At 33.3% G+C, this 26973-nt stretch carries 21 protein-coding genes, 1 tRNA gene and 1 pseudogene; 12 read left to right on the top strand and 11 right to left on the bottom strand.

The features are described 5' to 3' along the window. Positions 1-64 precede the first annotated feature (64 nt). From GQR98_RS05900 to rseP, 7 genes are all read right to left on the bottom strand, one after another. Positions 65-1036 carry a DUF3871 family protein gene (locus GQR98_RS05900; protein ID WP_159018694.1) on the bottom strand — a complete coding sequence of 324 codons (972 nt, stop codon included), beginning with the start codon at positions 1034-1036 and terminating at the stop codon, positions 65-67. Continuing rightward, positions 1011-1910 carry an AAA family ATPase gene (locus tag GQR98_RS05895; RefSeq protein WP_159018693.1) on the bottom strand — a complete coding sequence of 300 codons (900 nt, stop codon included), beginning with the start codon at positions 1908-1910 and terminating at the stop codon, positions 1011-1013. Before GQR98_RS05895 ends, GQR98_RS05900 begins: the two co-directional genes overlap by 26 nt. Positions 1911-2009: 99 nt before the next feature. Then, on the bottom strand, positions 2010-2354 hold the full coding sequence (locus GQR98_RS05890; RefSeq protein ID WP_159018692.1) for a hypothetical protein: 345 nt from the start codon (positions 2352-2354) through the stop codon (positions 2010-2012). A 394-nt stretch (positions 2355-2748) separates the two neighbouring features. Next, positions 2749-5988: a T9SS type A sorting domain-containing protein gene (locus GQR98_RS05885; RefSeq protein ID WP_159018691.1), complete on the bottom strand. Its 3240-nt coding sequence runs from the start codon at positions 5986-5988 to the stop codon at positions 2749-2751. A gap of 219 nt (positions 5989-6207) precedes the next feature. After that, positions 6208-6846, bottom strand: a complete 639-nt coding sequence (locus tag GQR98_RS05880; protein ID WP_159018690.1) for a site-specific integrase — start codon at positions 6844-6846, stop codon at positions 6208-6210. Positions 6847-7032: 186 nt separating this feature from the next. Further along, a tRNA-Asn gene (locus GQR98_RS05875) sits at positions 7033-7106 on the bottom strand. A gap of 81 nt (positions 7107-7187) precedes the next feature. After that, positions 7188-8534, bottom strand: coding sequence for an RIP metalloprotease RseP (gene rseP / locus GQR98_RS05870; RefSeq protein ID WP_159021100.1), 1347 nt, complete (start codon positions 8532-8534; stop codon positions 7188-7190). Positions 8535-8695: 161 nt separating this feature from the next. On the opposite strand from rseP, the gene GQR98_RS05865 reads away from it, so the two are divergent. The 5 genes and pseudogenes from GQR98_RS05865 to GQR98_RS05845 all read left to right on the top strand — a co-directional run bounded on the left by GQR98_RS05865 (position 8696) and on the right by GQR98_RS05845 (position 12942). Beyond that, complete coding sequence (locus GQR98_RS05865) at positions 8696-9364, top strand: SCO family protein (RefSeq protein WP_042496138.1); 669 nt, start codon at positions 8696-8698, stop codon at positions 9362-9364. Positions 9365-9508: 144 nt separating this feature from the next. Further along, the gene (locus GQR98_RS05860; RefSeq protein ID WP_042496137.1) at positions 9509-9745 is read left to right on the top strand and encodes a ferrous iron transport protein A; all 237 of its coding nucleotides are present in this window, start codon (positions 9509-9511) and stop codon (positions 9743-9745) included. After that, positions 9738-11838 (top strand): annotated as a pseudogene (feoB, locus tag GQR98_RS05855) (ferrous iron transport protein B). The gene GQR98_RS05860 and the pseudogene feoB overlap by 8 nt, the downstream one beginning before the upstream one ends. A 13-nt stretch (positions 11839-11851) precedes the next feature. After that, complete coding sequence (locus GQR98_RS05850) at positions 11852-11989, top strand: FeoB-associated Cys-rich membrane protein (protein ID WP_159018689.1); 138 nt, start codon at positions 11852-11854, stop codon at positions 11987-11989. Between the two features lie 74 nt (positions 11990-12063). Beyond that, a complete protein-coding gene (locus GQR98_RS05845) occupies positions 12064-12942 on the top strand; it encodes a DUF1080 domain-containing protein (protein WP_159018688.1) in 879 nt (292 codons plus the stop codon). On the opposite strand, the gene GQR98_RS05840 is transcribed toward GQR98_RS05845, so the two are convergent. Beyond that, entirely contained in the window at positions 12943-13482 is a 540-nt protein-coding gene (locus tag GQR98_RS05840) for a hypothetical protein (protein ID WP_159018687.1), read from the bottom strand. An 82-nt stretch (positions 13483-13564) separates the two neighbouring features. After that, entirely contained in the window at positions 13565-14221 is a 657-nt protein-coding gene (locus tag GQR98_RS05835; protein ID WP_159018686.1) for a metal-dependent transcriptional regulator, read from the bottom strand. A 102-nt stretch (positions 14222-14323) separates the two neighbouring features. Here GQR98_RS05835 and GQR98_RS05830 point away from each other — a divergent pair, with 102 nt between their 5' ends. The 7 genes from GQR98_RS05830 to GQR98_RS05800 all read left to right on the top strand — a co-directional run bounded on the left by GQR98_RS05830 (position 14324) and on the right by GQR98_RS05800 (position 22170). Further along, positions 14324-16573, top strand: coding sequence for a TonB-dependent receptor (locus GQR98_RS05830; RefSeq protein ID WP_159018685.1), 2250 nt, complete (start codon positions 14324-14326; stop codon positions 16571-16573). 38 nt (positions 16574-16611) lie between these two features. Then, positions 16612-17517, top strand: a complete 906-nt coding sequence (locus tag GQR98_RS05825; RefSeq protein WP_159018684.1) for a metal ABC transporter solute-binding protein, Zn/Mn family — start codon at positions 16612-16614, stop codon at positions 17515-17517. Between the two features lie 234 nt (positions 17518-17751). Then, the gene (locus GQR98_RS05820) at positions 17752-18726 is read left to right on the top strand and encodes a phosphotransferase (RefSeq protein ID WP_159018683.1); all 975 of its coding nucleotides are present in this window, start codon (positions 17752-17754) and stop codon (positions 18724-18726) included. Next, positions 18723-19460 (top strand): metal ABC transporter ATP-binding protein, encoded by a 738-nt coding sequence (locus GQR98_RS05815; RefSeq protein WP_159018682.1) that lies wholly within the window; start codon positions 18723-18725, stop codon positions 19458-19460. The genes GQR98_RS05820 and GQR98_RS05815 overlap by 4 nt, the downstream gene beginning before the upstream one ends. Positions 19461-19514: 54 nt before the next feature. Further along, positions 19515-20642: a metal ABC transporter permease gene (locus GQR98_RS05810; RefSeq protein ID WP_159018681.1), complete on the top strand. Its 1128-nt coding sequence runs from the start codon at positions 19515-19517 to the stop codon at positions 20640-20642. Beyond that, positions 20635-21795 carry a metal ABC transporter permease gene (locus GQR98_RS05805; RefSeq protein ID WP_159018680.1) on the top strand — a complete coding sequence of 387 codons (1161 nt, stop codon included), beginning with the start codon at positions 20635-20637 and terminating at the stop codon, positions 21793-21795. Before GQR98_RS05810 ends, GQR98_RS05805 begins: the two co-directional genes overlap by 8 nt. A 15-nt stretch (positions 21796-21810) precedes the next feature. Further along, positions 21811-22170, top strand: a complete 360-nt coding sequence (locus GQR98_RS05800) for a YraN family protein (protein WP_074936693.1) — start codon at positions 21811-21813, stop codon at positions 22168-22170. 8 nt (positions 22171-22178) lie between these two features. On the opposite strand, the gene GQR98_RS05795 is transcribed toward GQR98_RS05800, so the two are convergent. Continuing rightward, positions 22179-23522 (bottom strand): TlpA family protein disulfide reductase, encoded by a 1344-nt coding sequence (locus GQR98_RS05795; RefSeq protein ID WP_159018679.1) that lies wholly within the window; start codon positions 23520-23522, stop codon positions 22179-22181. A gap of 67 nt (positions 23523-23589) precedes the next feature. Further along, on the bottom strand, positions 23590-26940 hold the full coding sequence (mfd, locus tag GQR98_RS05790) for a transcription-repair coupling factor (protein ID WP_159018678.1): 3351 nt from the start codon (positions 26938-26940) through the stop codon (positions 23590-23592). Positions 26941-26973 lie beyond the last annotated feature (33 nt).

Here is a 26973-nt window from a genome sequence, read left to right as displayed (position 1 = left end):
ATTATTCATATGGATTAAATAAAATGCCTAAGAATTTTACTTGAGCATATTTTAGCTATTAATATTAATTAAGATACCAAATAGGTTTATCATTTTGCATTGAAAAAGATAGTTTTTGGATAAGCTCATGAGAGTTTACGCTCCGACCTAAAAAAGTATCTATATAACTGCTTTTATTAGCTCCTGTTAGTAGATTAAATAGGTTCCATAGAGTGATAGTGCCATCTTGTTGCCTTGAGAAATTTTCATCTTCATAATAACCTTTTACAATTGCGTTAATTTGTCCATCATTTAGTAGTAATGTTGGTTTTTCAATTTTTTCTAGCTTAGGCAAATAATTATACATTCGGCACTTTCCTAAAAATTTAGCAAATTGCTTTTCTGTTATGTATTGTTCTGGCAGTTGTTTTAATGTGTTTAAGTGGTTTTGCATTTCATAAGTGCCTAGTAATTCTAATACTTTGGATTTTAATTCCTCAATACTAGACGCTCTTAATTCGGTTACAATACCATCACTCGACACGCATAAATTGGTGCATACCAAATTTTTAAACCCTACGAACACTTTAAATTTTTCGTAGTTCTTTTTGCTGTATAGATTTTCTTGATTATAGGCTCTAACACCTCCAATGGTTAAACTTAATTTATTAGAGCTAATTGTTTTTGTAATAGTTGGTACATCTATTTTAAACATCATTCTTTCGTAATAGATGGTTTTGTCTCGCTCCGTTAGTTCTTTTACGGGTTTACCAATAGCTTCTGGTATTCTGCCTTTAATAACATGACTTATTCTTAATTCTGGCTTTAAAATGTTCTGTCCTGAGAATACAGTTTTAACACAATTATCAACAGTATCTATAAATTCGTGATGTGCTATAGTGCATTCGTTATCTTTTGAAAACACTGGTATTGTGCAATCATTCTGCAAATGAAAAAGGCTAACTTCTTTAGTGTTAGCCTCTATAAATGGAGATGATTTTGTAATTATTTGTTCTTCTGGTATAACCAGATTATTTTGTGCTTGCTGTAGTTCCATTTTCGATTGTTTTTTGTTCTTCAATAATTTCTGAATTAGGTACGATATTATAATCTGCTGATTCGATAAGCGCTTTTCTGTTCATGATATCTGCCTTAATTGTACTTTGATAGTTTGGGTATTTAGAGTAAATATGCTTTAACCCTTCAATAGTTTCACAGCTACTAATTTCAGCTCTTGCCTGATCTAAATCTTTACCATTGTTGCACCAATTCATTAGCTTTTTACCTGTAGATGCATTTATTACAAACTCTGGTTTGTTCACAAATAAGCCTGTTCTGTCTTTTGATGCGTTTACTAGGTGGTGGTCATTTATCAGCTCGAAATTTACAGTTAATTCATATTCAAACCCGTCTCTAGTTATTTCTTTAGTGCCATGCTTAATAACTTTAGTTTTTCCGCTACCATCCTTATCCATAGAGTAATCTGTTTTTCTTCTGGTAGTTGTTATTACATGGCATTTGGCTTGCAGTATCTTATCAACAAATGCTTGGTGTCTTGGTGTAACAGAAGCCCAGTCTTGCCACCGACCTCCTAACTTCTCTTGAATATCCAAACAACCACCTGCACCTGACCATTCGTGAGTTATTGAATCAATAATAACAACCTCCATTTGTGCTTTTTCACACACTTCAATGGCTTTAATATATTTTTCTGGTGAATAAGGCGCTTCAATACTTAGCGTGTTGTAAGCCCCTAAATGAGAGTATAAACTAGCTGATTGATTTTCCGTGTCTATAATAGCTATTCTGGAATAGTCTCCAGTAATACCATACGCTAATAAAAGTGCTGAAAATGTTTTACCAAATCCAGATGCGCCACTTAATCCTATGCGCAACTTTACTTGCTCACGTTGAGCTTGTTTTAATTCCATAATTATTTAAGTTATTGGTTATACTAAATATTGGTTATATATATAACTATATAAAAAAAGAGGCAATAATGCCTCTTTTATAGATTTTGTAACCAAGAGCTACATTACTTCCTCTTCCTCGACTATATTTAAAGAAGCGGTTTCTAAAGTAGTATCTTGGTATTCCCAACGTGTATCGAGAGTAATGATTTCGCCTGTTTCTGGAAGTGCATATTCGTAAGGTTCAACCTTAATCTTTACAATTTCTCCAGGAAATTCCTGTCCAACTATTTGCTGGCACGTTTCTTCGTCGAAAGTGCTTGGTACTGTACAGGTTTTAGAAGTGAAATACATGCGACCTGTTTCTTTACTTTTTACAGGTGTAATGCCGCTTTGAAGTACTAGCACAAAAAACTCTTCACCTGTTTTGGTTTCTCGTTTTTTAAAATCTTTAATTGTTACCATGATTATGAAGTTTAATTAAACAATGGCGGGGAACCTTCCCAGCTCCATTTTGGGGTGGGGTGTATTGGTTAATTAACAATCACATGTGTTTATAAAAATGTTTTTATTAAAAAAATTAAAAAAATTTTTGAAGATAAGTTGGTGTTATGACACTTGCCAAGTTGCCAAGTTTTTTTTGTAAATTTTTTATAATGCGTTAATATTATTTATTTGAGAGGATGTTGAACTAGAGAATATCAATGGTTTTAAGTATGCTTTTTAGCTTCAAAAGGATTTTTAGAAATTAGTAAAGACCTGCACTCTAATATGGTTGCTTATGATAAATTAATGGTTTGAATATTAATTTATTTAGACTGATAAGAGTGCAGTTCTTTGCTTGTGTTAGAATAAAAAATTAGTTTTTTATTATTTTTTTGATCAAATTGCCTTCATTATTACTAATAGACACAATGTACAATCCGTTTTGTAGGAAAGAGATGTTTATTTCATTATGACCTAGCGTAAGATTACCTTTTCCAACGTTTCTACCGTTGATGTCGTACAATTGATAATCACCAGTTATACCCGAATCGATATTCAAAATGCTATTGACAGGATTAGGGTAAATGTTAATTTTATTTTCTATAACCTCTTCATTATCCACACCGAGCGTAATTATGGATATTTTACCAGTATCTGGGGCTTGTGTTGATATGTTCGTATTATTTGTGTCTGAAATTATAACACTCGTTAATTCTATTGGATATATATCAGCTTTTATGTTATTTTCTATAAATACGGGTAAACTTAAAATAGCTTCTGTTCCAGCTGCTACCGTTGAAGATGAAAATGAAAAGATTAGAATTTTATAAGTGTTTTGACTAATTTCTCTAGCATTAATAATTAGTCCATCAAGCCTTGAGGTTCCGGTAATATCTGCTGGGTTAAATGTGAATCCTTCAGGTAGTACAAAATCAAATTCCAAACCTTTTACAACATCTTGATTTATCAAATTTATCTCTATGGTCTCATTAGCGCCTGGAGCAAAGTTATCGTTAGTAATATTTAAATAATTTTCTCCGGCTGCTGTTTTTTTAGAAGCTGTTGTTTTTCCTGCGTTGTCAGAAGTAGTTGCTATTGGGTTTAATATTATATCTTGAATTCCAAGAACATCCAATACATTTATAGTGTCATCAGAATTAATGTCCACTAATTCAAAATTAAAAATAGAAGGAGGGTTGCCGAAAATATAGTCAATAGTATCTAAAATATCCAAAACATTCACCTTATTATCTCCATTAGCATCACCTCTAGGGTACTCATATACTGTTACAACCCCATCTATTGGAGAAAGTGAAGCAATATCTTGATTATTAACGTCTGACATGTTGACATTAAATACAGGTATTGAGTATTCGCCAGGAGGGGTGCTTATATTAATGAATGTAGGTAGTGTAATTATTGGTGTTAATCCTGGTGCAATTGTTTCATTACTTAATGAAAAAGCAATAACTCTATATGTGTTGCCACCAACATTAGAACTTGATATCTGAAAATTTTCAGGTAGACCACTATTCGTTAAATCTGATGGGTTAAAAACAAACCCATTTGGGAATGTTACATCAAACTGAAAGCCTTTGATAATTTCTGTACTTTCTAAATTTAAAATAATATCATTTTTATATCTTAAAGAAGCGTTAGAATCTTTAATTTTTAGGAAGTTTAAGTCGTTAATAGAGATAATAAATGATTTGCTAAACACTTCTCCGTTACCATCATCAGTTTGAACTCTAATTGAATAACTGTTTTCTGTTTCATAATCAAACACTTCACCAGCTAAAAGTTGATTATCGGTTATTGTAAAGCTGCCATTATCATGATCTCCATCTCCTGCAACTAAAGTGTATGTAAATAAATCTTCGTCATCTACATCTATAGTCGTAAATAAGCCTATTTCAGTACCAATTATAGAATTTTCATCTATTGTTGGGTTAGATAAACTAATATCCGTAGGAGAGCTATTTATATGGTTTATAGTGAATGTTAATTGTTGGGTTGTTAATTCATCTGCATTTTCGACAGATTCTACATCAATAATTACAGTTTTATTAGAATCCATGTCGTCTTCATTTGCAGTTAAGGTTGTTGAAGCCGTAAGTTGACCTGAGGGTATAATTATGGTATTTGAACTTAAAGTAAAGTTGGTAGCTGCAGCAGAGCCTGAAACCGTAAGATGTGCAATAACATCTTCATTTGGGTTTACTTCATTAAGAGTAGCGGTAATTATTGCTTGTTCGCCATTTTCTAAAAGAGATGTTTGATTTGTTGAAAGCTCTATATCAAAATTACAAGACTGATTTCTGTACTTGGCGATATCATCTTTATTCCAATTAGTATATGTCGTTTGCCCAGCATTTGCAGCAGTGTAATCATCTACAAAAATGCAGTTTAGTAAGGGGTTATTAAGGGCAGTGAAACTTGTAAATATTGCGTTGTTACCATTTCTTAAATCTAGAGAGGTAAGTTGATTGTCTCTAACGTCTAAAAGCTCAACATTTGGGTTTTGAGTTAAATTTAGGTTTGTAATATTATTTTGATTTAATCTAATGTCTTTCAAGTTAATATTTTTGCTGAGATCTAAACTAGTTAGTTCACATTCACTACATTCTAGCAAGGTTAAAAGTAGATTATTACTCACGTCTATGCTTGTAATTGGGGTTTGAAAAATGTATAAATTTGTTAGACTGACATTGGAGCTCAGGTCTATTGTGGATAGTTTTTCGGCGTTGACAATGTTTACAGTTTTTAAATTACTATTTTCACTTATTTCTAAACTTGCTAGATTAATATTGTCTGATATTCCGATCCAAGTTAGATTATTATTATGGTTTATATCTAAATTTGTTAGTTCTAGGAATACTTCGAAAGTCAGGCTTGATAAGTTAGTATTACTAAGGGTTAAGTTTTTGAGTGGATTTCCTGAAATATTTATATTATTAAGTTGTTCGTTATGAGTTTCAAAAGACTCAAATTTATTATCACTAATATTTAATGTTTTTAATTTTGTTTGATTTGATAAATCAATAGTAGTTAAATGGTTACTCGCTAAGTTCAATTCTTCTAAAGCAAAGCATCCATTTATATTAATATCTCCTAATCCACTATTGTTACATATTATAGTTTTAAGTGCAGGATTGTAGCTTGCATTTAAGGATGAAGGGCGGTTGCTGCTATTAGCGTTTAAGTAAGTTAAATTTGGATTTTGGCTAACATCAATAATGTTAAGTTTACTGTACTCGTGTAAGGTTAAAGATTCAATCAAATTAGAGTGAATAATTAAGGTCCTGAGATCTGGTTGCGTTAAGCTAGTAAAAGGGAAATTTGAAATGGAGTTATTAGAACAATCTAAATATGTTAAGTTGAAAAAATCTCCGAGCCCCGTTAAATCGCTGATGTTTTTATTAGAAACATCTAAGGAGCGAACAGACTGTGCATCTGAGTGTAAAATACTTTGATTAATAATTCCATCTGAATCAATACCTAAATCGATAAGAGCTTGTTCAAAATTAGGGTCTGGAATACTTACTGTTTGTGCTAATGTAGCCGAAAAGATAAATGAAAATAATAAGCTGAGGGTAATGTAATTTTTCTTCATAATTAATTAGTATGGATTAAAAAAAATGCAGATGTATTAAAAATGTTTTATACTAAAACACCTTATACATAAACATATAATACTATTAATCTGTAGGAAGAGATTTTAACGGAATACCGTATTTGCTATGGGGCAAATGTAGAGAAAATTTATAAAAAATGTGGGTTTTGATTATATTTTTAAATATTAATATTTACGATGTAATTAAAAGGGAAGCCGTTAACTTCCTTTTAATCTTTCCATTGCCAAACTCACTTTCTTCTGTACTACTTTACCGTAGCTATCTTGCGTAATTTTCATACTAGAATGCCCTAACAGTTCACTAACAATTTCCATTGGCACGTCATTATATAGTAATACCGTACTGGCAAATGTTTTTCTAGCAATATGTGTCGTTAGATTCTTGTTTATACCAACAATATTCGCAATCTCTTTTAAATAGGAATTATACCGTTGATTACTTATTCTAGTAAACACATAGTCACCTCCCTCTTTATATTGCTCTAAAATTTCTAACGCATTAGGCAGCAATGGAATTGATAATGGCTTGGATGTTTTTTCACCCTTGTAAAAGCTGTAAACATCATTAACAGTGAAATTTTCTTCTTTAATTTGAAGCAATAAAAAAGCCTTATTAATTTTTGTCTTAATAAGGCTTAGTTGTGAATTTATGTGGTCCGCTTCGGGCTCTAGTGGTTTCACTAGTTGTTGTTTGCTGTTCCAATTTTTAGGATTTACAAATTGCCCTGTAGAGAACTCTTTTCTTTTTTTAGAATAGGTAATTCTGCATCGGATAGGGCACAATCCTTTAGAGTTTGTTTTAGATTTATATAATAAATAAAGTATGTTTAATTTCATGTTTTATATGAATGTTTAAATGGTACACCTCGAAGAAATAATGGTACACCTAATTGTATGCCTTTTCGTTTAATAAACAAGGCTATTTGATTTGTAGAATAAAATACAGAAATGCAGTAAGTGTAGATGTTTACAGGAAACTATTAAAAACAAAAAAGTCTAACATTTCTGTTAGACTTAATTTTGCTCCTTCTCTTGGGCTCGAACCAAGGACCCTCTGATTAACAGTCAGATGCTCTAACCAACTGAGCTAAGAAGGACTGTGCTATTTTGCTTAGCGGTTGCAAAGATAGAACTTTATTTAAATGCCGCAAACATTTTTTAAATTTTTTTTTAAAAATTTAATCAAATATCGCTTTGTAGATATCATTACCATTTGCAAACAGCACTAATGCTATTAAAAGGAAGAATCCAACCATTTGTGCGTACTCCATAAATTTGTCTCCAGGCTTTCTTCCAGAGATCATTTCGTATAGTAAAAACATAACGTGTCCACCATCTAGTGCAGGAATAGGTAATAAGTTTAAAACACCTAACATAATAGATAAAAACGCTGTAATGCCCCAGAATACTTGCCAGCTCCAAAAGCTAGGAAATATATCGTAAATAGCTTTAAAACCACCTACGCCTTTGTATGCGCCTGTGCTTGGTGTAAAAATAGCTTTAAACTGTGTAATGTAAGAGGATATTTTATCTCCAGTTTTTTCTAAACCAACAGGAATCGCTTCTAAAAAGCTATATTCTTTAGTTTGAAATTTATAATAATCTAATGCCTCTAATGTTGCATAGGTAGATTGTGGCGCGTAAACTAAGCCTAGTTTACCATCGCTACTAATATTTAATGGTAAGGTTGTTTCTTTATTATCTCTAAGTATAGTTGCCGAAACTTGTTGTCCTTTAAATTTATCTAAACCAGTAGTAACTTGATCAACATATTTGGTTTTGTAATCATTTAAACCAACAACAATATCTCCTTTTTTAAGTCCGCTACTTTTATTAGCCGATGTGTCTGGCACTTCAACAACAACAAAAGGCATTCTTAAATTAATGAATCCTTTTTCTTTAGAATCTATAAGTTGTGCTAAAAAATCTTCTGGAAAAGTTATCGTTTTTTCTTGTCCGTTGCGCTCAATAGTAATTTCTTTTCCAAAAAGTACTTTTTCAGAAATTTGAGAATAATCGTCGATCTTGGTGCCATCTACGGCAATAACATTATCTCCTGTTAAAAGTCCAGCATTGTTAGCAACACTACTTTGTACTAATAAACCATCTTGAATATTTTGAACTGGTAAAATTTTATCACCATAAAAATAACTCATACCAATGTAGATTACTACAGCTAAAACAAAGTTTACTGTAACACCACCTAGCATAATAATTAAACGTTGCCAAGCCGGTTTAGAGCGAAATTCCCATGGTTGCGGTTCTTTAGCCATTTGTTCGGTATCCATACTTTCGTCTATCATACCCGAAATTTTAACATAGCCACCAAGTGGTAACCAGCCAATTCCGTAAACAGTATCGCCAATTTTTTTCTTGAATAAAGAAAACTTTACATCAAAAAATAAGTAAAATTTTTCTACTCGCGTTTTAAAAAGTTTTGCAGGGATAAAATGCCCTAATTCGTGTAAAACAATTAACAACGAAAGACTTAGCAAAAACTGCGATATTTTAATAACAAACTCCATATATTTTTCAGTCAAATTTTTATAATCGCACAAAAGTAAGCTTTTAAACCAACTTTAAAAAAGACAATCAAACAAAGGCATTGGTTTTAACAGGAATTTAGGGTTCAATCACAAGGGGCTTATCTAAATTATCTCGTATTTTTGTCTAAAATTTATAGATAATGGGTTCTATTTTTAAAGAATACAAGATTTTCTTCATTGTTTTTGGTGTTATTTCCGTGGTTATTGTATCGTTAATTTACAATACTTTAAATGTATATCAGCCATTACCAATTTATCAGCCCGCATCGGTAAGTGCCGAATTGGTGGATAGCACACTTCAATATCAAAAAAAATATCATAAAATAGGCGATTTTGCTTTGTTGAATCAAAATGGTAAAACCATCACGCAAAACGATTACAAAAATAAAATATACGTTGCCGATTTTTTTTTTACTACTTGCCAAACCATCTGCCCGATTATGACGGATCATATGGTGAAAATTCAAAAGGAAATTATAAATGATGATGAGGTGATGTTACTATCTCACTCCGTAACGCCAGAAATTGATACCGTAGCGCAATTAAAACGTTATGCTGAAAAAAAAGGTGTAAACGATAAAAAGTGGAATTTAGTAACAGGCGATAAAAAAGAAATCTACACGTTGGCCAGAAAAAGTTATCTCGCTGTAAAAGATGCTGAATATGGCGGGCCTTATGATATGGTGCATACTGAGAATTTTATGCTTATTGATAAAAAGCGACAAATTAGAGGTTTTTATGATGGTACCAATGAGGAAGAGATTGATAGGTTGTTAAAAGATATTTCAATTTTAAAAGAAGAAAAATAAGGGTTACTGGCAAACTAAATGGTTGCTAAACTGAAAGCTGGGCATTGTAATTACGACTTAAAATCCTCAAACTATTTTCGATAAACTTTTTAACTTCTAAACATTTACATTACTTTTGCTTCTTTAAAATCAATCTAAATAAGCTTGCAATACACTATAGCACATCTAAAACGAGGCGAACGCGGTGTTATTACCGATGTTTCATCTAAAAATATTCCACTAAAATTATTAGAAATGGGATGTTTGCCAGGGAATTTTGTCGAGTTAATTCAGTTTGCTCCTTTTCAGGATCCTATGTATTTAAATATAAATGGGTCGCATGTTGCGATTAGAAAAGAAACGGCTTCGCATATTTTAATTGAAAAAATAACGCATGAGTAAGCAAATAAACGTCGCCTTAATAGGGAATCCAAATACGGGTAAAACTTCGGTTTTTAATGCTTTAACAGGATTAAACCAAAAAGTTGGAAACTACCCGGGTATTACGGTGGAGAAGAAAGAAGGGTGTTTGTAAGTTGCCACGTGGTGTAAAGGCGCATATTATTGATTTACCCGGAACTTATAGTTTAAATGCGTCGTCGCTAGATGAAAGTGTGGTTATCGAATTGCTTTTAAATAAAAATGATAAAGATTATCCAGATGTTGCCGTTGTTGTTAGTGATGTAGAGAATTTAAAACGAAATCTTTTAATTTTTACTCAAATTAAGGATTTAGAAATTCCGACAATTCTAGTGATAAACATGTCCGACAGGATGAAATATAAAGGTATTTCGTTGGATATTGATTATTTAGAAAAACAACTTCAAACTAAAATTGCATTAATAAGTACACGTAAAAAAATAGGAATAGATAGGTTAAAAGAACTTATTACTAATTATCGTGATCTATCGGTAACACCGTGTTTAGATCCTTCGGAAATTGATAAACCTTATTTCGATGCGCTAAGAAAGGCATTTCCTAATCAACTTATTTATAAACTTTGGCTAGTAATTACTCAAGATGTTAACTTCGGAAAAACCGATAGAAATGAAATTGATGCCATAGCAAGTTTTAAAACTAAAACCAGTGGCGATTTAAAGCGTTTACAGCAGCGTGAAACCATAAAGAGGTATCAGTTTATAAACAATGTTCTTAAAAAAGGAAAAACTATAGATGTTACTCAAGCTAAAGATCTACGATCTAAGCTCGATAGAATTCTAACTCACAAAGTTTGGGGTTATGTTATTTTCTTTTTTATTCTACTTACTATTTTTCAAGCAATTTACGATTGGTCTAGTGTGCCAATGGACTTAATAGACGGAGCTTTTGCATCGTTAAGCGAGTGGGTAAAAACCACATTGCCACCTGGTGCTTTTACTAATTTATTAGCCGAAGGTATTATTTCTGGTCTTGGCGGAATTGTAATTTTTATTCCACAAATTGCCTTTTTGTTCCTCTTTATTTCTGTTTTAGAAGAAAGTGGATATATGAGCCGTGTGGTATTCTTGATGGATAACATTATGAAGCGTTTTGGCCTTAGCGGAAAAAGTGTTGTACCGCTTATTTCTGGTACAGCCTGCGCTATCCCTGCTATTATGGCTACCCGAAATATAGAAAGTTGGAAAGAACGATTGATTACCATTTTGGTTACGCCGTTTACAACCTGTTCGGCTCGATTACCAGTGTATTTAATTATTATTTCGTTGGTTATTCCAGAAGGTCGGTTTTTAGGTTTAGGCTATCAAGCATTAACGTTAATGTTGTTGTATTTACTCGGTTTTGTTTCTGCAGTAGTTTCAGCATATATTTTAAATAAGATTCTTAAAATAAAAAGTAAAACCTTTTTTGTGGTAGAAATGCCTAACTATAAGTTGCCGCTTTTTAAAAATGTTGCGCTTACGGTTATCGAAAAAACGAAGTCTTTTGTATTTGGTGCTGGTAAAATTATTTTAGCGATTTCTATTGTGCTTTGGTTCTTGGCGTCTTATGGGCCAGGCGATAATTTTAATAATGCGGAAGAAATTATTAAAACTGAAAACGTTGCTAATAATTTATCTGACGATGAATTACAACAAAAAATAGCATCGCATAAATTAGAGCATTCTTTTATTGGTATTGCTGGACATGCTATTGAACCTGCTATTAGACCTTTGGGATACGATTGGAAAATTGGTATTGCTATTGTAAGTAGTTTTGCTGCTCGTGAGGTTTTTGTTGGAACATTAGCTACTATTTATAGTGTTGGTAATGATGATGAGGACACTATTAAGAATAGAATGGCCAAAGAGGTTAATCCTGTTTTAGGAGGGCCGTTGTTTACGTTGGCATCAGGAATTTCTCTGCTTTTGTTTTACGCTTTTGCAATGCAATGCATGAGTACGTTAGCTGTAGTGAAAAGAGAAACTAATAGCTGGAAATGGCCAGTTTGGCAATTAATAATCATGACGGCAATTGCTTATATTACAGCTTTAATTGCTTTTCAATTATTGAAATAAAAATTAAAAGAAAATGAACACTATAATTCAAAATATACTCGTTTTTGCAGCCGTAGCTTTTGCAGTTTGGTCTTTGGTTAAAAAATACTTTGTAAAGAAACCAAGTGCTAAAAAGGCCTGCGGTGGAGATGATGGTTGCGGCTGTCACTAAAACAGATTCATAGAGTAAATATTACTTACTTTTTAAGAATATATCTATATTTGGCTAAACTAAATAAGCCAACCATGCATTCTAAATTCAAGTACATTTCCCTATTTTTAATTTTAACAAGTTTAACTGTAGCAGCTCAAAAAAGCTCAAAAACCATTCATTTACTGGATAAGGATTTAAGTCAGTTTGAAAAATGGATAGGAGTTCCACATGCCACTGTTACCGATTTGCCAGAAGGTACATATCAATCTGATAATGTGCATAACGGTACCGCTTTAGGTTTAAACAACGATATTAAAGATGTTTTTACTGTGAATGAAGAAAACGGAGAATTAATATTACATATTAGTGGTGAAATTTTAGGTGGAATAAACACTAAAAAAGACTACGAAAATTATCATTTAAGTACCTTGTTTAAATGGGGTGATAAAAAATGGGAGCCAAGATTAGATGCAAAACGCGATAGTGGTATTCTTTACCATTGTTATGGCGAACAAGGGGCTTTTTGGAAGACCTGGAAAACATCTCTAGAATATCAAGTACAAGAAACAGATTTAGGAGATTTTATTCCTTTAGGTGGCGGAACTGCGAGTCCTAAAAGGGGTAAGCCTACAGCTGTGGTTAGAGGTGAGTCTAAAAAATATAATCCAAATTCCGATGCGTATTTTGAGGCAAACGGATATATTAATGCGGGATCAGAGCACGATGCGCCTCATGGCGAGTGGAATCTTTTAGAGATTTATGTATTAGGAAATAATGCAGTACATGTTGTAAATGGCCATGTGGTTATGGTTGTAGAAAATGCAAAGAATGATAAAGGTGAAATTTTAAACAAAGGGCAAATCCAAATCCAATCAGAAGCTGCTGAGTGTTATTACAAAGATTTAACATTAACTTCAATAAAGAAGTTTCCGAAGAAAATAAGAAAGCAAGTACGTTTTAAAAATAGTTAATTATCGTCTTAGTAAAGCTTCTAGATAATTACTTGTATTTAAGTATTCTAATCGCATCTGTTTTAAATATTTTAAAACGGATGCTTTATATACGCTATTCGGTTTTAAGCAATCATTCATAGCTTCATCGTTTACGGTAATGGCAATATACCAGTTGCCTTGTCTTGATGCGTAACTGTCCTCAAATAGAGGGCTGCTGCCACCGTTGTCTAATTTAGCGTCAATTATAATAGGGATAAGATTGATAGTTTTGTCTGGAATCTCTACTTCGTGAAACGAAAAATAAAATAGTGTACCATCAACTTCAAAAGGGACATTAAATTCTACGTCTTGAAACTGTAATTCATGCTTCGTATTCACATAATTATAAAACTCATTGGCGTTTTTTGGGTCTTCAAAAATAAAAGCTTGACGCTTGGGTAACTTGCGTTTAAATTTTTTCGCAACCATAACTTTGTCGGTTTTAATGGTTGGGGCAATGCGAACCGGAATACAAGAAAAACAGAATGCAACTACAAAAACGAGTAAAAACGACTTCATATTTTGAATTTTTGGATATATAAATTTTATCAAAATTCGTGCCTTACGCTAATTTTGTAATACTTTTTTTATAAAACAGGAGTTATGCTAATTTGACAAATAAATTATTAGCTATAATATTAGAAATTATAAATTCCGAATGATTTATGGTAATCGTTATCGAGTTGTCAAAAGGTTCTTTGTTGGTTACTTTTAGCTCTGTGCCTAAGGCTATACCGTGCTTGTCTAGGTATTTTAAAAATTCCGAAGAAGAGTCTTTAACCCCAACACAAATGCAAACATTGTTAACTTGAGCTTGAGATAATAATATTTTATCGATGCTTTGTATTCTTCCGTTCTCGTCCGGAATTGGGTCACCATGCGGATCGTGAGATGGGTAATCTAAAAATGCATCTAATTGCTTGATAAGCTTCTCTGATTTTATATGTTCCAGTTGTTCTGCAACATCATGTATTTCATCCCAGGAAAAATTTAATTTTTCGGATAAAAATACTTCCCATAACCTATGTTTCCTAACAATATTCACAGCAATAAGTTTTCCTTCTTTCGTTAAAGTAACGCCTTGATATTTTTTATAATCAGCATAGCCTTTCTCAGAAAGTTTTTTCACCATATCAGAGACGGAAGAGGCCTTAGTCTCCATTTCTTTAGCAATGGCATTCGTGCTAACGTTGTTTTCGTCTTGCTTGCCTAAGTGGTAAATAGCTTTGATGTAATTTTCTTCCGTAAGGGTAACCATGATGCTTTTTTTAGAGATGTCACAAATATATAATAATTAAAACTTTAAAAATATTTTTAGACTTATCTAAAAATATTTTTATATTTGTCAAAAATTAAAAACATGAGGAATCTAATACTTGTAATTTTATGTTTGTTAAGTTATGTGGTAAGGGCACAAACCATAACAGGTAAAACATCTACAAATGGCGATGCATTACCGTATGTAAACGTATATTTAAAAGGAACTCAAAAAGGTGCGGTTTCTAATGATAACGGTATGTTTAGCTTTAAAAATGTTGCACCGGGAAAATATACTATCATCGCCTCGTTTACAGGTTATCAAACGCAAAAAAGAAGCATAACAGTATCTGAATCAAAAGATGTAACTATCAATTTTAACTTGCCGGAATCTGAATTATTAGATGAGGTTGTAGTAACAGGAACGCTAAAAGCTGTTTCTAGATTAGATAGTCCGGTGCCTGTAGAAGTGTATTCTACTACTTTTTTAAAGAAGAATCCGACGCCAAATATTTTCGAAGCGTTGCAAAACGTAAATGGTGTGCGCCCTCAAATAAATTGCAATGTTTGTAATACGGGAGATATTCATATCAATGGTTTAGAAGGGCCATATACTTTAGTTTTAATAGATGGTATGCCAATTGTAAGTGGGCTTTCTACGGTTTATGGTTTATCTGGAATTCCAAATTCTTTAATAGAACAAATTGAAATTGTAAAAGGTCCTGCATCATCTCTTTATGGAAGTGAAGCTGTTGGAGGCTTAATTAATATTATTACTAAGTTACCCGAAAATGCACCGCGCTTCTTTGCGGATAGCTACGTAACAGGTTGGGGAGAGGTTAATTTAGATTTAGGTTTTAATACTAGGGTAGGAAAAAAAGCCAACTTACTTTTTGGTGTTAACTACTTTAACTACAATAATCCTATAGATAATAATGGTGATGATTTTACAGATTTAACGCTTCAGAATAGAATATCCGTTTTCCAAAAATGGAATTTTAAACGTAAAGAAAACAGAGTTTTATCTTTGGCTGGCCGTGTTTTTTATGAAGATCGATGGGGCGGGGAGATGCAATGGAATTCCGATTATAGAGGCGGAAATGAAATCTACGGAGAAAGTATTTATACCAAGCGCGGGGAGCTTTTAGGTAAATATCAATTACCAATTAAGGAAAAGGTGATGTTTCAATTTTCATATACAGATCACGACCAAAATTCCGTTTATGGTGATACAGCGTTTTTAGCGCAACAAAAAATAGGTTTCGGACAATTTACTTGGGATAAATCTCTTAAAAACCACGATTTACTTTTTGGAGCAGCGGCTAGATATAATTATTATAACGATAGTACACCTGCAACATTAGGTGCCGATGAGGTGGTTATACCTTCTGTTTTTGCGCAAGATGAAATAAAAATAAGCAAAAAAAACACTTTACTGTTAGGTGCGCGTTACGATTACGATAAAAGACACGGTAATATATTCACGCCACGAATTGCGTATAAATTTAAACCAACACCCGATGATGTTTTTAGAGTAAATGCCGGAACAGGTTTTAGAGTTGTTAATATTTTTACTGAAGAGCATGCTGCACTTACCGGAGCCAGAGATGTTGTAATTGCCGAAGCATTAAAACCAGAACGCTCTGTTAATATAAACCTGAATTATCTTAAAAAATTCTACACAAAATCTGGGTCTATTATTGGGTTGGATATTTCGACATGGTATACTCATTTTTCAAACTTAATTTTACCAGATTATGATACTAATCCAAATCAAATTATATACGATAATTTAGATGGTAAAGCAGTAACAAAAGGAGTAAGTGTTAATTTAGATGCTATAGTAACAAGCGGTGTTAAACTTCTTGTTGGTGGTACATTTCAAGATGTGTCGCAAACAGAAAATGGTATAAAAGAACGCCAAATACTTACTGAGCGTTTTACCGGAACCTGGGCGGCAACCTATAAAAATTACAAATACAACCTGTCGGTAGATTATACTGGTAATATTTATGGCCCTATGCGATTGCCTTTATTGAGCGATTTAGATCCTAGAAGTGAAAATTCACCTGTTTGGAGTATTCAAAATATACAATTAACCTTCGATGGTCTTGAAAATTTAGAAATTTATGGTGGTGTTAAAAACCTATTAAACTGGACGCCAAATAAAGGTAATCCGTTTATTATTGCTCGCGCAAACGATCCGTTCGATAAAGACGTTACTTTCGATAACAATGGCAACGCACAAGTTACTCCAGATAATCCTTACGGACTAACTTTCGATCCAACTTATGTTTACGCACCAAACCAAGGAATTAGAGCCTTTTTAGGTTTAAGATATTCATTGAAATAATTAATTGCTTTTTAGTAATTTCACAAAAATTAAAATTCATGAAAAAATACATCTACATAGTTTTTGTTAGCTTAATTATTTTTAGCTGCAAAACAGATAAAAAAGCCAACCAAAAACTAAATATTGTTACCACCACATCCATGATAACCGATTTGGTTAAAAACGTAGCTGGCGATGAGGTAAATGTACAAGGGTTAATGGGGAGCGGTGTAGATCCGCACCTTTATAAAGCCAGTGAAGGCGATGTAAGTAAGTTGTCTGGTGCCGATATTATTTTTTACAATGGTCTGCACTTAGAAGGTAAGCTCGTAGAGATTTTCGAAAAAATGCGAAACATTAAAACGGTGGCACTTTCCGATGCTATCGACGAAAAAACACTAATTGGTTCAGAGTATTTTGCATCAAATTACGATCCACACATTTGGTTTAATACCGAATATTGGATTTTGATTACCCAATTTGTAGCCGATAAATTATCCGAAGCGCTTCCTGAGAAAAAAGATCTATTTCAAGCCAATAGCGCTAAGTATATCGTGGAGTTAAAAGCGTTACAAACTACTTTAAAAAGTACTATCGAAACGCTTCCAAAAGACAAACGCATTTTAGTAACCGCACACGATGCCTTTAATTATTTTGGTAAAGCCTATGGTTTTCAAGTACGCGGACTGCAAGGTATTTCAACAGCAACCGAAGCCGGTGTGCAAGATGTTCAAAACCTGTCTGCCTTTATTATAGAAAATAAAATTAAAGCCATTTTTATAGAAAGTTCGGTGCCTAAACGTACCATTGAGGCGCTGCAGGCTGCAGTAAACTCTAAAGATCATAACGTCGATATTGGTGGGTCGCTTTATTCTGATGCGCTGGGTACTACAGGAACACCCGAAGGTACTTATATCGGCATGTTTAAGTATAATGTAAACACCATAGTTAACGCGTTAGAATAAGTTTTTATTAGAAGCTAATCCTGCTATTCGCTATATCTTTTTTTAGTGAAAGCTACTTTTAACAGCTTTGATAAAGTTGTTAAATTAGAGTTGGTGCATACAGTAAAGTGAGTTTTCAAAAAAAAAGGATGCCGCTGCTATCAGGGCTAAATCATCTGCGAAAGCTAGTGTAAGAAGTAATTTAGAAAAGAAATCAGTAAAGTTTATACATAGGCTCAAAACCGTAAAAAAAACATGAATACATTTCCTGTTACAACATCAACCATATCTGCGGAAGCTCTTGGGGAATTTGCAAAAGAACAATACGAGCTAGATAAGAGCTACGTGTGCACGTTGTTTAGAACAGGAATGAATCACACCTATTTTATTTCCAACGGAAAAACAAAATATGTACTTCGGGTTTACTGTTACAATTGGCGTTCTAAAACCGAAATAACCGAAGAGCTAACGCTTTTAAATAAACTAAAAAGTAACGGTTTAGGTGTTTCTGTGCCGGTTTTAGATAAAAACCAAACATATATACAAACTGTAAAAGCACCCGAAGGTATTCGTTATGCTGTACTGTTTTCTTTTGCGGAAGGCGATAAAATTCGATTTTTAAATACAGATATGTGTTACGCTATCGGCGAATTAATGGGTAAAATACACCATGCCAGCCAAGACCAAATTATCGAGCGGATTACTTATAACAAAAAATCACTTTTAGAATTACCATATCAAAAATTAAAATCATACTTTTCAGAGACTTTACCAGAGGTGGAATTTGTGAAATCTATAGAAGGGTTTTTTGAAGATGCCGAGTTTGAAAACACCCGAAAAGGTGTGGTGCATTTAGATATTTGGTATGATAATATGAGTATTGCAAACCAAACTGAGATAACCATTTTCGATTTTGATTTTTGTGGCAACGGATCACAAATTTTGGATATTGGTTACTTTTGTAAACAATTGTTTCATATAGAAATTGATAAAAAAGAATACGAAGCAAAAAAGGAAAGCTTTTTAAAAGGCTATCAGAACGTAAATGTAATACCAGAAAAAGAATTACAATTATTGCCAAAAGCTGGACTTGCGGTTTTTGTGTTCTATCTTGGCGTTCAGGCTCAACGATTCGATTGGTCTAATATTTTCCTCACAGAAAATTACCTAAAAATGTTTGTGGGTCGATTTAGATCATGGAGTGATTATTATAAAATTGAAAATACATGAAAAAAAATATAGCAGTTCAGGTTGACGATTTAACGGTGGCTTATAACTATAAACCCGTACTTTGGGATATTGATTTAGAAATTCCCGAAGGTGTGCTTATGGCTATTGTGGGGCCAAATGGAGCAGGGAAATCGACGCTTATAAAATCTATTTTAGGGATTTTAAAACCTATTGCAGGTAGTGTATCTATTTTTGGCAAGAGCTATGAAAAACAACGTCATTTAGTAGCCTATGTGCCACAAAAAGGAAGTGTAGATTGGGATTTCCCTACTACGGCCTTAGATGTTGTGACTATGGGGACTTATGGAAGTTTAGGTTGGATTAAACGTCCTGGTCTAAAAGAAAAAAAAGAATCTTTAGAAGCGTTGGAAAAAGTTGGTATGCTTGCTTTTAAAAACAGGCAAATTAGTCAGCTTTCTGGAGGGCAACAACAACGTATATTTTTAGCACGTGCTTTGGTGCAAAACGCATCGATCTATTTTATGGACGAGCCGTTTCAAGGTGTAGATGCTACTACCGAAATTGCGATAATCAATATTTTGAAAGAACTTCGAAAAGCTGGGAAAACGGTAGTTGTAGTGCACCACGATTTGCAAACTGTTCCTGAGTATTTCGATTGGGTTACCTTTTTAAACGTGAAAAAAATTGCCACGGGTCCCGTTAAGGATATTTTTAACGACGATAATTTAACTAAAACCTACGGTATAAATTATAAAGTGAGTATTCAGGAATAATTATAGTTTATAAGGCTTGTTGCAACAAAAAACAACGCGTTCAATATAATAGAAATGGATATAACAGAATATTTTAATCTAGTCTTTACAGATTATACACTTAGAACCATAACGCTTGGTACAGCTATTCTTGGCGCTGTTACTGGGATGCTTGGTAGCTTTGCTGTTTTAAGAAAACAGAGTCTTTTGGGCGATGCTATTTCTCATGCTGCTTTGCCGGGTATTGCGATTGCTTTTTTAATTACAGGCGCAAAGAATAGTAATGTATTGCTTTTAGGTGCTTTGGTTAGCGGGCTTTTGGGAACTTTTTGGATTAGAAGTATTATCAAGAAAACACATTTAAAATCCGATACAGCTTTAGGCTTAATTTTATCCTTATTTTTTGGTTTCGGTATGTTGCTTTTAACTTTTATTCAAAAACAACCTAATGCTAATCAGGCTGGTTTAGATAAGTATTTATTTGGTCAGGCAGCAACTTTAGTAGAGAGCGATGTTTGGTTAATGGCTATTGTAACCGGTGTGTGTTTATTTGTTTTATTACTCTTTTGGAAAGAGTTTAAAATACTACTTTTCGATGCCGATTACACTAAAACACTTGGTTTTAATACCAAGTTTATCGATATATTAATTACAACCTTTATTGTTTTAGCAATTGTTTTAGGCTTGCAAACGGTTGGTGTTGTACTTATGAGTGCTATGCTTTTAGCACCTGCTGCTGCTGCACGCCAATGGACAAATAGCTTAGGGCTTATGGTGTTTTTAGCTGCTCTTTTTGGTGCTTTTTCAGGGGTTTTTGGAACGGCTATTAGTTCTAGTCAAAACAATTTATCTACAGGGCCAGTCATTGTTATTGTTGCAGGTGTTTTTGTTTTGGTGTCGTTTATATTTTCTCCAAGTCGTGGATTGCTTTTTAAACAAATTCGATTTATTAAAAACCGTCGAGATTTAGAGCTTCATAAAACATTAGCTTTCATGTTTCATATCGCGGAAACGCATGATAATATCTCCCATCCGCATACCATTAAAATTTTAAATAATTTTCAAGGTTATACAAAAGGAACGCTCCAGAAATTAGTCGATAAACATTACGTTACCCTTAAAGGAAAAAAATGGAGCTTAACGGAAGAAGGATATAAAACAGCATCCAATTTGTATAATCAACAAAACAATAATGATGAGTAACGCACAAATTGAAATACAGCTTATTGCTAGTTTGGTTGCTATTGCATGTGCCATTCCTGGAACGTTTTTGGTGCTTAGAAAAATGGCTATGATTAGCGATGCTATTAGTCATTCTATTTTACCAGGAATTGTTATTGGATTTTTTATTACACAAGATTTAAATTCCCCATTGCTTATATTGTTAGCGGCTTTAACAGGTATTATTACAGTTGTTCTGGTAGAGTATATTCAAAAAACTGGGTTAGTAAAAGAAGATACCGCTATTGGTTTAGTATTCCCTATTTTGTTTAGTATCGGTGTTATTATGATTGCTAAAAACGCTAATGATATTCACTTGGATATTGATGCCGTTTTACTTGGCGAACTTGCCTTTACACCTTTTGATAGATTTATAGTTTCGGGTGTCGATGTTGGACCAAAATCTTTATGGGTTATTGGTGTTATTCTGTTAATAACCATTGCTTTGTTGGTTGCTTTTTTTAAAGAATTAAAAGTAAGCACTTTTGATGCAGGCTTAGCGGCGTCGTTAGGGTTTTCTCCGGCAGTTATACATTATGGATTAATGACGGTATCGTCTATAACCACCGTTGGAGCGTTCGATGCCGTTGGAGCTATTTTAGTAGTTGCACTTATGATTTCTCCTGCGGCTACGGCTTATTTACTGACTAATAATTTAAAACGCATGCTTGTTTTAGCGATTTGTTTTGGTGTTTTTAGTGCGATTTCTGGATATTGGTTAGCGCATTTTCTTGATGCTTCCATTGCAGGATCGATAACCACTATGCTTGGTTTACTATTTTTGGCTGTTTATTTATTTGCGCCAAGTAAAGGTGTTATTGCTGTAATTTATAGAGAAAAGCAACAGCGTACAGAAGTATCGTTATTAACGTTTCTACTCCATTTAAAAAACCATACTGAAGCGCGCGAACGCCACGTAAATCACCTTAACGAACATATTAATTGGCAAAAAGTACGTTCTAAAACGGTATTAGATTTGGCGCTTAAAAACAATATGATTCAGTTTGAAAAAAATATTGTTTCCTTAACAGAAAAAGGTGATGCTTTTACATCTAAAGCAATTGATTATATTATCACTAATGAAGATGCTCAAATTGAAGATATGAAAGATGATTTCTTCTTGTTTAGAGGATAAATAAACTTTGATGCCATGGCAAAACACAACGAACTCGGTAAAAAAGGAGAGCAGTTAGCTGTCGATTTTCTGTTGAAAAACGGATACGCTATTGTGGCGCGTAATTACCGATACCAAAAGGCGGAAGTTGATATTATTGCGAAAAAAGAAGATGTTCTGGCGGTTGTAGAAGTTAAAACAAGATCTACTAATAACTTCGGAAATCCTCAAGATTTTGTAAAACCAAAACAGATTCAACGTTTAGTAAAAGCTATTGATGCATACGTGATTGCAAACGATCTCGATGTAGAAGTTCGTTTTGATGTTGTTGCTATTGTAAAGCAAGGAAAAGATTTCAGTATTGAGCACTTAGAAGGTGCTTTTTACCACTTTTAAAAGCTGATTTATTCTTCCTCAGCTTCTTCTCCAAAAAATGCTTTTAAAGCTTTAAAATCTTCTGGTTTTGAAATGAATTTTTTGTCTTTATCTAAAATGAAATATGTTGGTGTTGATGTTACGCCATAATCGTTTCCAATTTTGTTTTCCCAACGGCCTTCACCATAAACATGAATAAAACTAGTGTAAGTATAGGTTAGGTCTTTCCATTTATACGGATCATCTTCTAAGCCTACAGCAATTACTTTTACGTCGCCTTTTTCTAAAGTATTCACGAAACTGTGTAATTGAGGAATTTCATCTAAACAATGCGAGCATGTGCTACTCCAGAAAACCACAATATATTTTTTTGCTACGTTTAGTGCGCTTAATTGTGTTTTAACTAAGGCTTTATCTTTCTTTATTTCTAATGTGAAATCTGGCGCTTTTCTACCTATTGATGTGTTTTTAAATAGAGTTAGTCCATCGATTAAATCTTTATCATTTAACGATTTTGCAACCGGCATTAAATATTTATCTGAAATATAGTTAGCAACCGACTCAAAACCTAAGTCTGCCATTTGTTGCCATAAATCGACTAATAAAATACGTTTTACACCTTGTGGTGTTGTTTTTAAAACGTCATGAAAAATATCAATGTTATTCTTGTAAACTGTAGCTTCATCTTCAATTTCAGAAGACATTCCAAAAACATAATTCAGCATTTTTTCTTCTAAAAAATTAGAGCTCTGTAATGCTTTACTGTTAAAATTTATATGGTCGAAATAGTGCAGTCTTAAGTTGTTTATATACGTTTTTAAATCTTCGAAATCGGTTGGAACATAAGGTTGGTTGGCTTTTATAAAATCTAAAGCCATCATACCTTCTGCTGCTTTCTCAAAGTTTTCTTGTGTTTCTTGTTGCGTTTTAAATATTGACTTTAAAGCTTTGGTGTTTTTGCTTTCTTCTCTAAAATAATTCCCAATACTTTGTGTAACCATAGACATGCTATTGGTGTAAGATGCTAATAATTTGTTCTCGGAAGATTTTTTGAAAGTAACACCAGTTTCAGAGTTAAAGGTTAATTCAATATCTTCTTTTCCGTTATAAATAATATCGAAATTATAATCTTCTTGAGGTATAGCGTAAACTACGCGATACATACCTTTTGTTCTTGTAGAATCGAGTTGAAACTCGAAACCACCAGTTTCTTTATCTATTTCGGTATTAGAAATATATTCCGATAAGGTTGGGGTTACCTTGTAAAGTAGAGCAAAATTGTATTCTTTGGCAGGTGAGAACGTGCCTTTAATACTGTGTTGTGCTAATAAAATACTTGGTATGAGGGTAATAAGAAATAATAAGCGTTTCACGGTTTTGGATGTATTTGTTTTCTTCTTATTGAAGATATGATATATTTTAATTTAAATGAAACAAGAATTAAGCCACAATAGGTTGTAAAGCGCTTAGTGCTTGTTTTACAGTTTTTATTTTGTCGAAAGTTAGCATTAATCTTAATCCGTTTCGGGTTTGTTTTTCTTTTATTTTACCTGCTCCTGGGTTTTTTTGAACAAATTGTAAAACTTTAGTAAAACCAGAGCTTTGGTAAAAGTTACTTTGTTGGTCGTTAATGAAATAACCAATAAGTTTACCTTGTTTCATCACTACTTTTTCGAAACCAATTTTGGTTGCTAACCACTTTATTTGGACACTATTTAATAAATCGGTCACTTGTATTGGTAATTCTCCAAAACGATCGACTAATTCTGTTTCAAAAGTATGCAATTCAGCTTCGGTTTTCAAATTATTTAGCTGTGTATATAAGCTTAATCTTTCTGCGATGTTATTTACATAATCGTCTGGGAAAAGAAGTTCGAAATCGGTGTCGATAGTAACGTCTTTAACGTAAACGCGATCTTCTTCAGGTTCATCATATAAATCCTTAAACTCGTTTTCTTTAAGTTCTTCTATGGCTTCGCTTAATATTTTTTGATAGGTATCAAACCCTATTTCATTTATAAAGCCACTTTGTTCTCCGCCTAATAAATCTCCGGCACCACGAATTTCTAAATCTTTCATGGCTATATTAAATCCGCTACCAAGCTCTGTAAATTGCTCTAATGCGGTAATACGTTTTCTGGCATCGTCGGTCATTGCAGAATATTCTGGCGTAATAAAATAGCAAAAGGCTTTTTTATTGCTTCGACCTACACGACCACGCATTTGGTGTAAATCACTTAAACCAAAATTATTGGCATTGTTTATAAAAATGGTGTTGGCATTTGGTACATCTAAACCACTTTCAATTATGGTTGTACTTACCAGAACATCAAACTCGCCATCCATAAAAGATAGCATAAGTTGTTCCAGCTTTTTACCGTCTAATTGTCCATGACCAATACCGATTTTAGCATCAGGAACTAAACGCTGAATAAGGCCAGCAACTTCTTTTATGTTTTCTATTCTATTATGAATGAAGAAAATTTGTCCGCCGCGTTCAATTTCATAACTCACCGCATCACGAATATCTTCTTCATTAAAACGAATTACGTTACTTTCAATAGGGTATCGGTTTGGTGGGGGTGTTGTAATAACCGATAAATCTCGGGCAGCCATTAAGCTAAATTGTAAAGTACGTGGTATAGGTGTTGCTGTTAATGTTAATACATCAACATTGTCTTTCAGTGTTTTTAGTTTTTCTTTTACAGCAACGCCAAATTTTTGTTCTTCATCTACAATTAATAAACCAAGATCTTTAAATTTCACGTTTTTATTTACAAGTTGGTGTGTGCCGATAATAATATCTACACTACCTTTTTCTAAACCTTCTAGAGTGGTGCGTTTTTCTTTTGCTGTTCTAAAACGGTTAACATAATCTACTGTTACAGGGAAGTCTTTTAAACGCTCGCGAAATGTTTTGGCATGCTGATAAGCTAAAATGGTTGTTGGTACTAAAACGGCCACTTGTTTGCCGTTGTCTACGGCTTTAAAAGCGGCACGAATAGCTACTTCCGTTTTACCAAAGCCAACATCGCCACATACTAAACGATCCATCGGGCGTTCACTTTCCATATCGACTTTTATATCTGCGGTGGCACTACTTTGGTCTGGGGTATCTTCATAAATAAAAGAAGCTTCCAGTTCGTGTTGCATATAACTATCAGGATTGTATTGATAGCCTTTTTCTGTTTTCCGCTTAGCGTAAAGTTTTATTAAGTTGAAAGCAACGTGCTTAACACGTGCTTTAGTTTTTTGTTTTAAGGTTTTCCAGGCTGTGCTGCCTAGTTTGTAAATTTTAGGCGGTTTTCCGTCTTTACCGTTAAATTTAGTAATTTTATGTAGGGAATGTATGCTTAAATACAGTACATCGCGCTCTCCATAAACCAATTTAATGGCTTCTTGTTTTTTACCTTCAACATCAATTTTTTGAAGTCCACCAAAACGTCCAATACCATGGTCTATATGCGTTACATAATCGCCAATATCTAGGTTTGTAAGCTCTTTTAAAGTAATGGCTTGCTTTTTTGCGTAACCGTTTTTAACATTAAACTTATGGTAACGTTCAAAAATTTGATGGTCTGTATAGCAAACTATTTTTGTATCGTGATCTATAAAACCTTGGTGTAGTGAAAGCACAATAGTTTGGTAAGATACCTCGCCTTCAACATCGTCAAAAATATCATGAAAACGTTTGGCCTGCTGTTCGCTTACACAAGCAATATAATTGGTGTAGCCTTTGTTGTGGTTGCTGTTTAAGTCTTCAATTAATAAATCGAATTTCTTATTAAAAGATGGTTGCGGTGTGGTTTTGAATTCTACTTTTTGTACAACGCTACCAATTTTCGTCATTATAGACGTGCTACCAAATTCAATAATTGAAAAATCGAGTAATTGCTTTTTTAATAAGGTTGAATTACAAAAAAGCTCGTTTGGTTGGGCTTGTTTTATTTCCGAAGATAAATTTCTATAAGCGATTTCTGCTTTGTTGTAAAAATCATCGATTCTAGAAAAAAGTAAGTCCGCATTTTTTAAGCAAACTACTGTTTTCTGTGCAACGTATTTTAGGAAACTTTGTCTTTTTTCTTCTAAAAGTTTATTGGCAACGTTTGGAATAATGTTTATCTTTTTTATTTGATCTATGGAAAGCTGTGTTTCTACATCAAAAGTTCTAATGCTATCAACTTCATCTCCAAAAAACTCAATACGATAAGGCTCATCATTAGAAAACGAAAACACATCAATAATACCACCTCGTACCGAGAATTCACCAGGTTCGGTAACAAAGTCTACACGTTTAAATTGATATTCAAAAAGAACTTCGTTTACAAAATTGATTGATAAATTATCGTTTACTGCTACTTTTAAAGTATTGCGTTCTAGCTCTTTTCTGGTAACTACTTGCTCAAAAAGGGCATCGGGATAAGTAACAATTATGGCCGGTTTTTTTTGCGAGTTTATACGGTTTAAAACTTCGGCGCGTAAAAGTACGTTGGCGTTATCGGTTTCTTCTATTTCGTAGGGTCTGCGATAGCTTCCTGGGTAGAATAATACGTCTTTATCATTGCAAAGTTGCTCTAAATCGTTTAGATAAAAAGCGGCTTCTTCTTTATCATCAAAAACAATAAGAAAAGGTTTGTTCGATTCCTTGAAAATACTTGATATTATAAAAGATAGCGAAGAGCCTACTAAGCCGGTAAGATGTATTTTGTTTTCACTTTTGGCAACAGCATTTTGCAGATTCTGCTTTTGCAAAGTCTGTAAATATGTTTGCGAGAGGATAGATTTACTCACGTAATTAGGGTTTTACGAGTGCAAAGATAGGTT

Origin of the sequence: Algibacter sp. L3A6 (genome assembly GCF_009796825.1) — a bacterium.
Taxonomy (GTDB): domain Bacteria; phylum Bacteroidota; class Bacteroidia; order Flavobacteriales; family Flavobacteriaceae; genus Algibacter.
Note: the sequence above shows the minus strand (reverse complement) of the source record. Positions and strands in the feature narration are given on the sequence as shown.

Bases quoted from the DNA above. Each gene is read 5' to 3' on its own strand.
- GQR98_RS05890 (WP_159018692.1), bottom strand. From the start codon at position 2,354: ATGGTAACAATTAAAGATTTTAAAAAACGAGAAACCAAAACAGGTGAA.
- GQR98_RS05845 (WP_159018688.1), top strand. From the start codon at position 12,064: ATGCATTCTAAATTCAAGTACATTTCCCTATTTTTAATTTTAACAAGT.
- GQR98_RS05820 (WP_159018683.1), top strand. From the start codon at position 17,752: ATGAATACATTTCCTGTTACAACATCAACCATATCTGCGGAAGCTCTT.
- GQR98_RS05850 (WP_159018689.1), top strand. From the start codon at position 11,852: ATGAACACTATAATTCAAAATATACTCGTTTTTGCAGCCGTAGCTTTT.
- GQR98_RS05895 (WP_159018693.1), bottom strand. From the start codon at position 1,910: ATGGAATTAAAACAAGCTCAACGTGAGCAAGTAAAGTTGCGCATAGGA.
- GQR98_RS05810 (WP_159018681.1), top strand. From the start codon at position 19,515: ATGGATATAACAGAATATTTTAATCTAGTCTTTACAGATTATACACTT.
- GQR98_RS05825 (WP_159018684.1), top strand. From the start codon at position 16,612: ATGAAAAAATACATCTACATAGTTTTTGTTAGCTTAATTATTTTTAGC.
- GQR98_RS05900 (WP_159018694.1), bottom strand. From the start codon at position 1,036: ATGGAACTACAGCAAGCACAAAATAATCTGGTTATACCAGAAGAACAA.
- GQR98_RS05840 (WP_159018687.1), bottom strand. From the start codon at position 13,482: ATGAAGTCGTTTTTACTCGTTTTTGTAGTTGCATTCTGTTTTTCTTGT.
- GQR98_RS05865 (WP_042496138.1), top strand. From the start codon at position 8,696: ATGGGTTCTATTTTTAAAGAATACAAGATTTTCTTCATTGTTTTTGGT.
- GQR98_RS05830 (WP_159018685.1), top strand. From the start codon at position 14,324: ATGAGGAATCTAATACTTGTAATTTTATGTTTGTTAAGTTATGTGGTA.
- GQR98_RS05835 (WP_159018686.1), bottom strand. From the start codon at position 14,221: ATGGTTACCCTTACGGAAGAAAATTACATCAAAGCTATTTACCACTTA.
- GQR98_RS05805 (WP_159018680.1), top strand. From the start codon at position 20,635: ATGAGTAACGCACAAATTGAAATACAGCTTATTGCTAGTTTGGTTGCT.
- GQR98_RS05880 (WP_159018690.1), bottom strand. From the start codon at position 6,846: ATGAAATTAAACATACTTTATTTATTATATAAATCTAAAACAAACTCT.
- GQR98_RS05815 (WP_159018682.1), top strand. From the start codon at position 18,723: ATGAAAAAAAATATAGCAGTTCAGGTTGACGATTTAACGGTGGCTTAT.
- GQR98_RS05800 (WP_074936693.1), top strand. From the start codon at position 21,811: ATGGCAAAACACAACGAACTCGGTAAAAAAGGAGAGCAGTTAGCTGTC.
- rseP (WP_159021100.1), bottom strand. From the start codon at position 8,534: ATGGAGTTTGTTATTAAAATATCGCAGTTTTTGCTAAGTCTTTCGTTG.
- GQR98_RS05885 (WP_159018691.1), bottom strand. From the start codon at position 5,988: ATGAAGAAAAATTACATTACCCTCAGCTTATTATTTTCATTTATCTTT.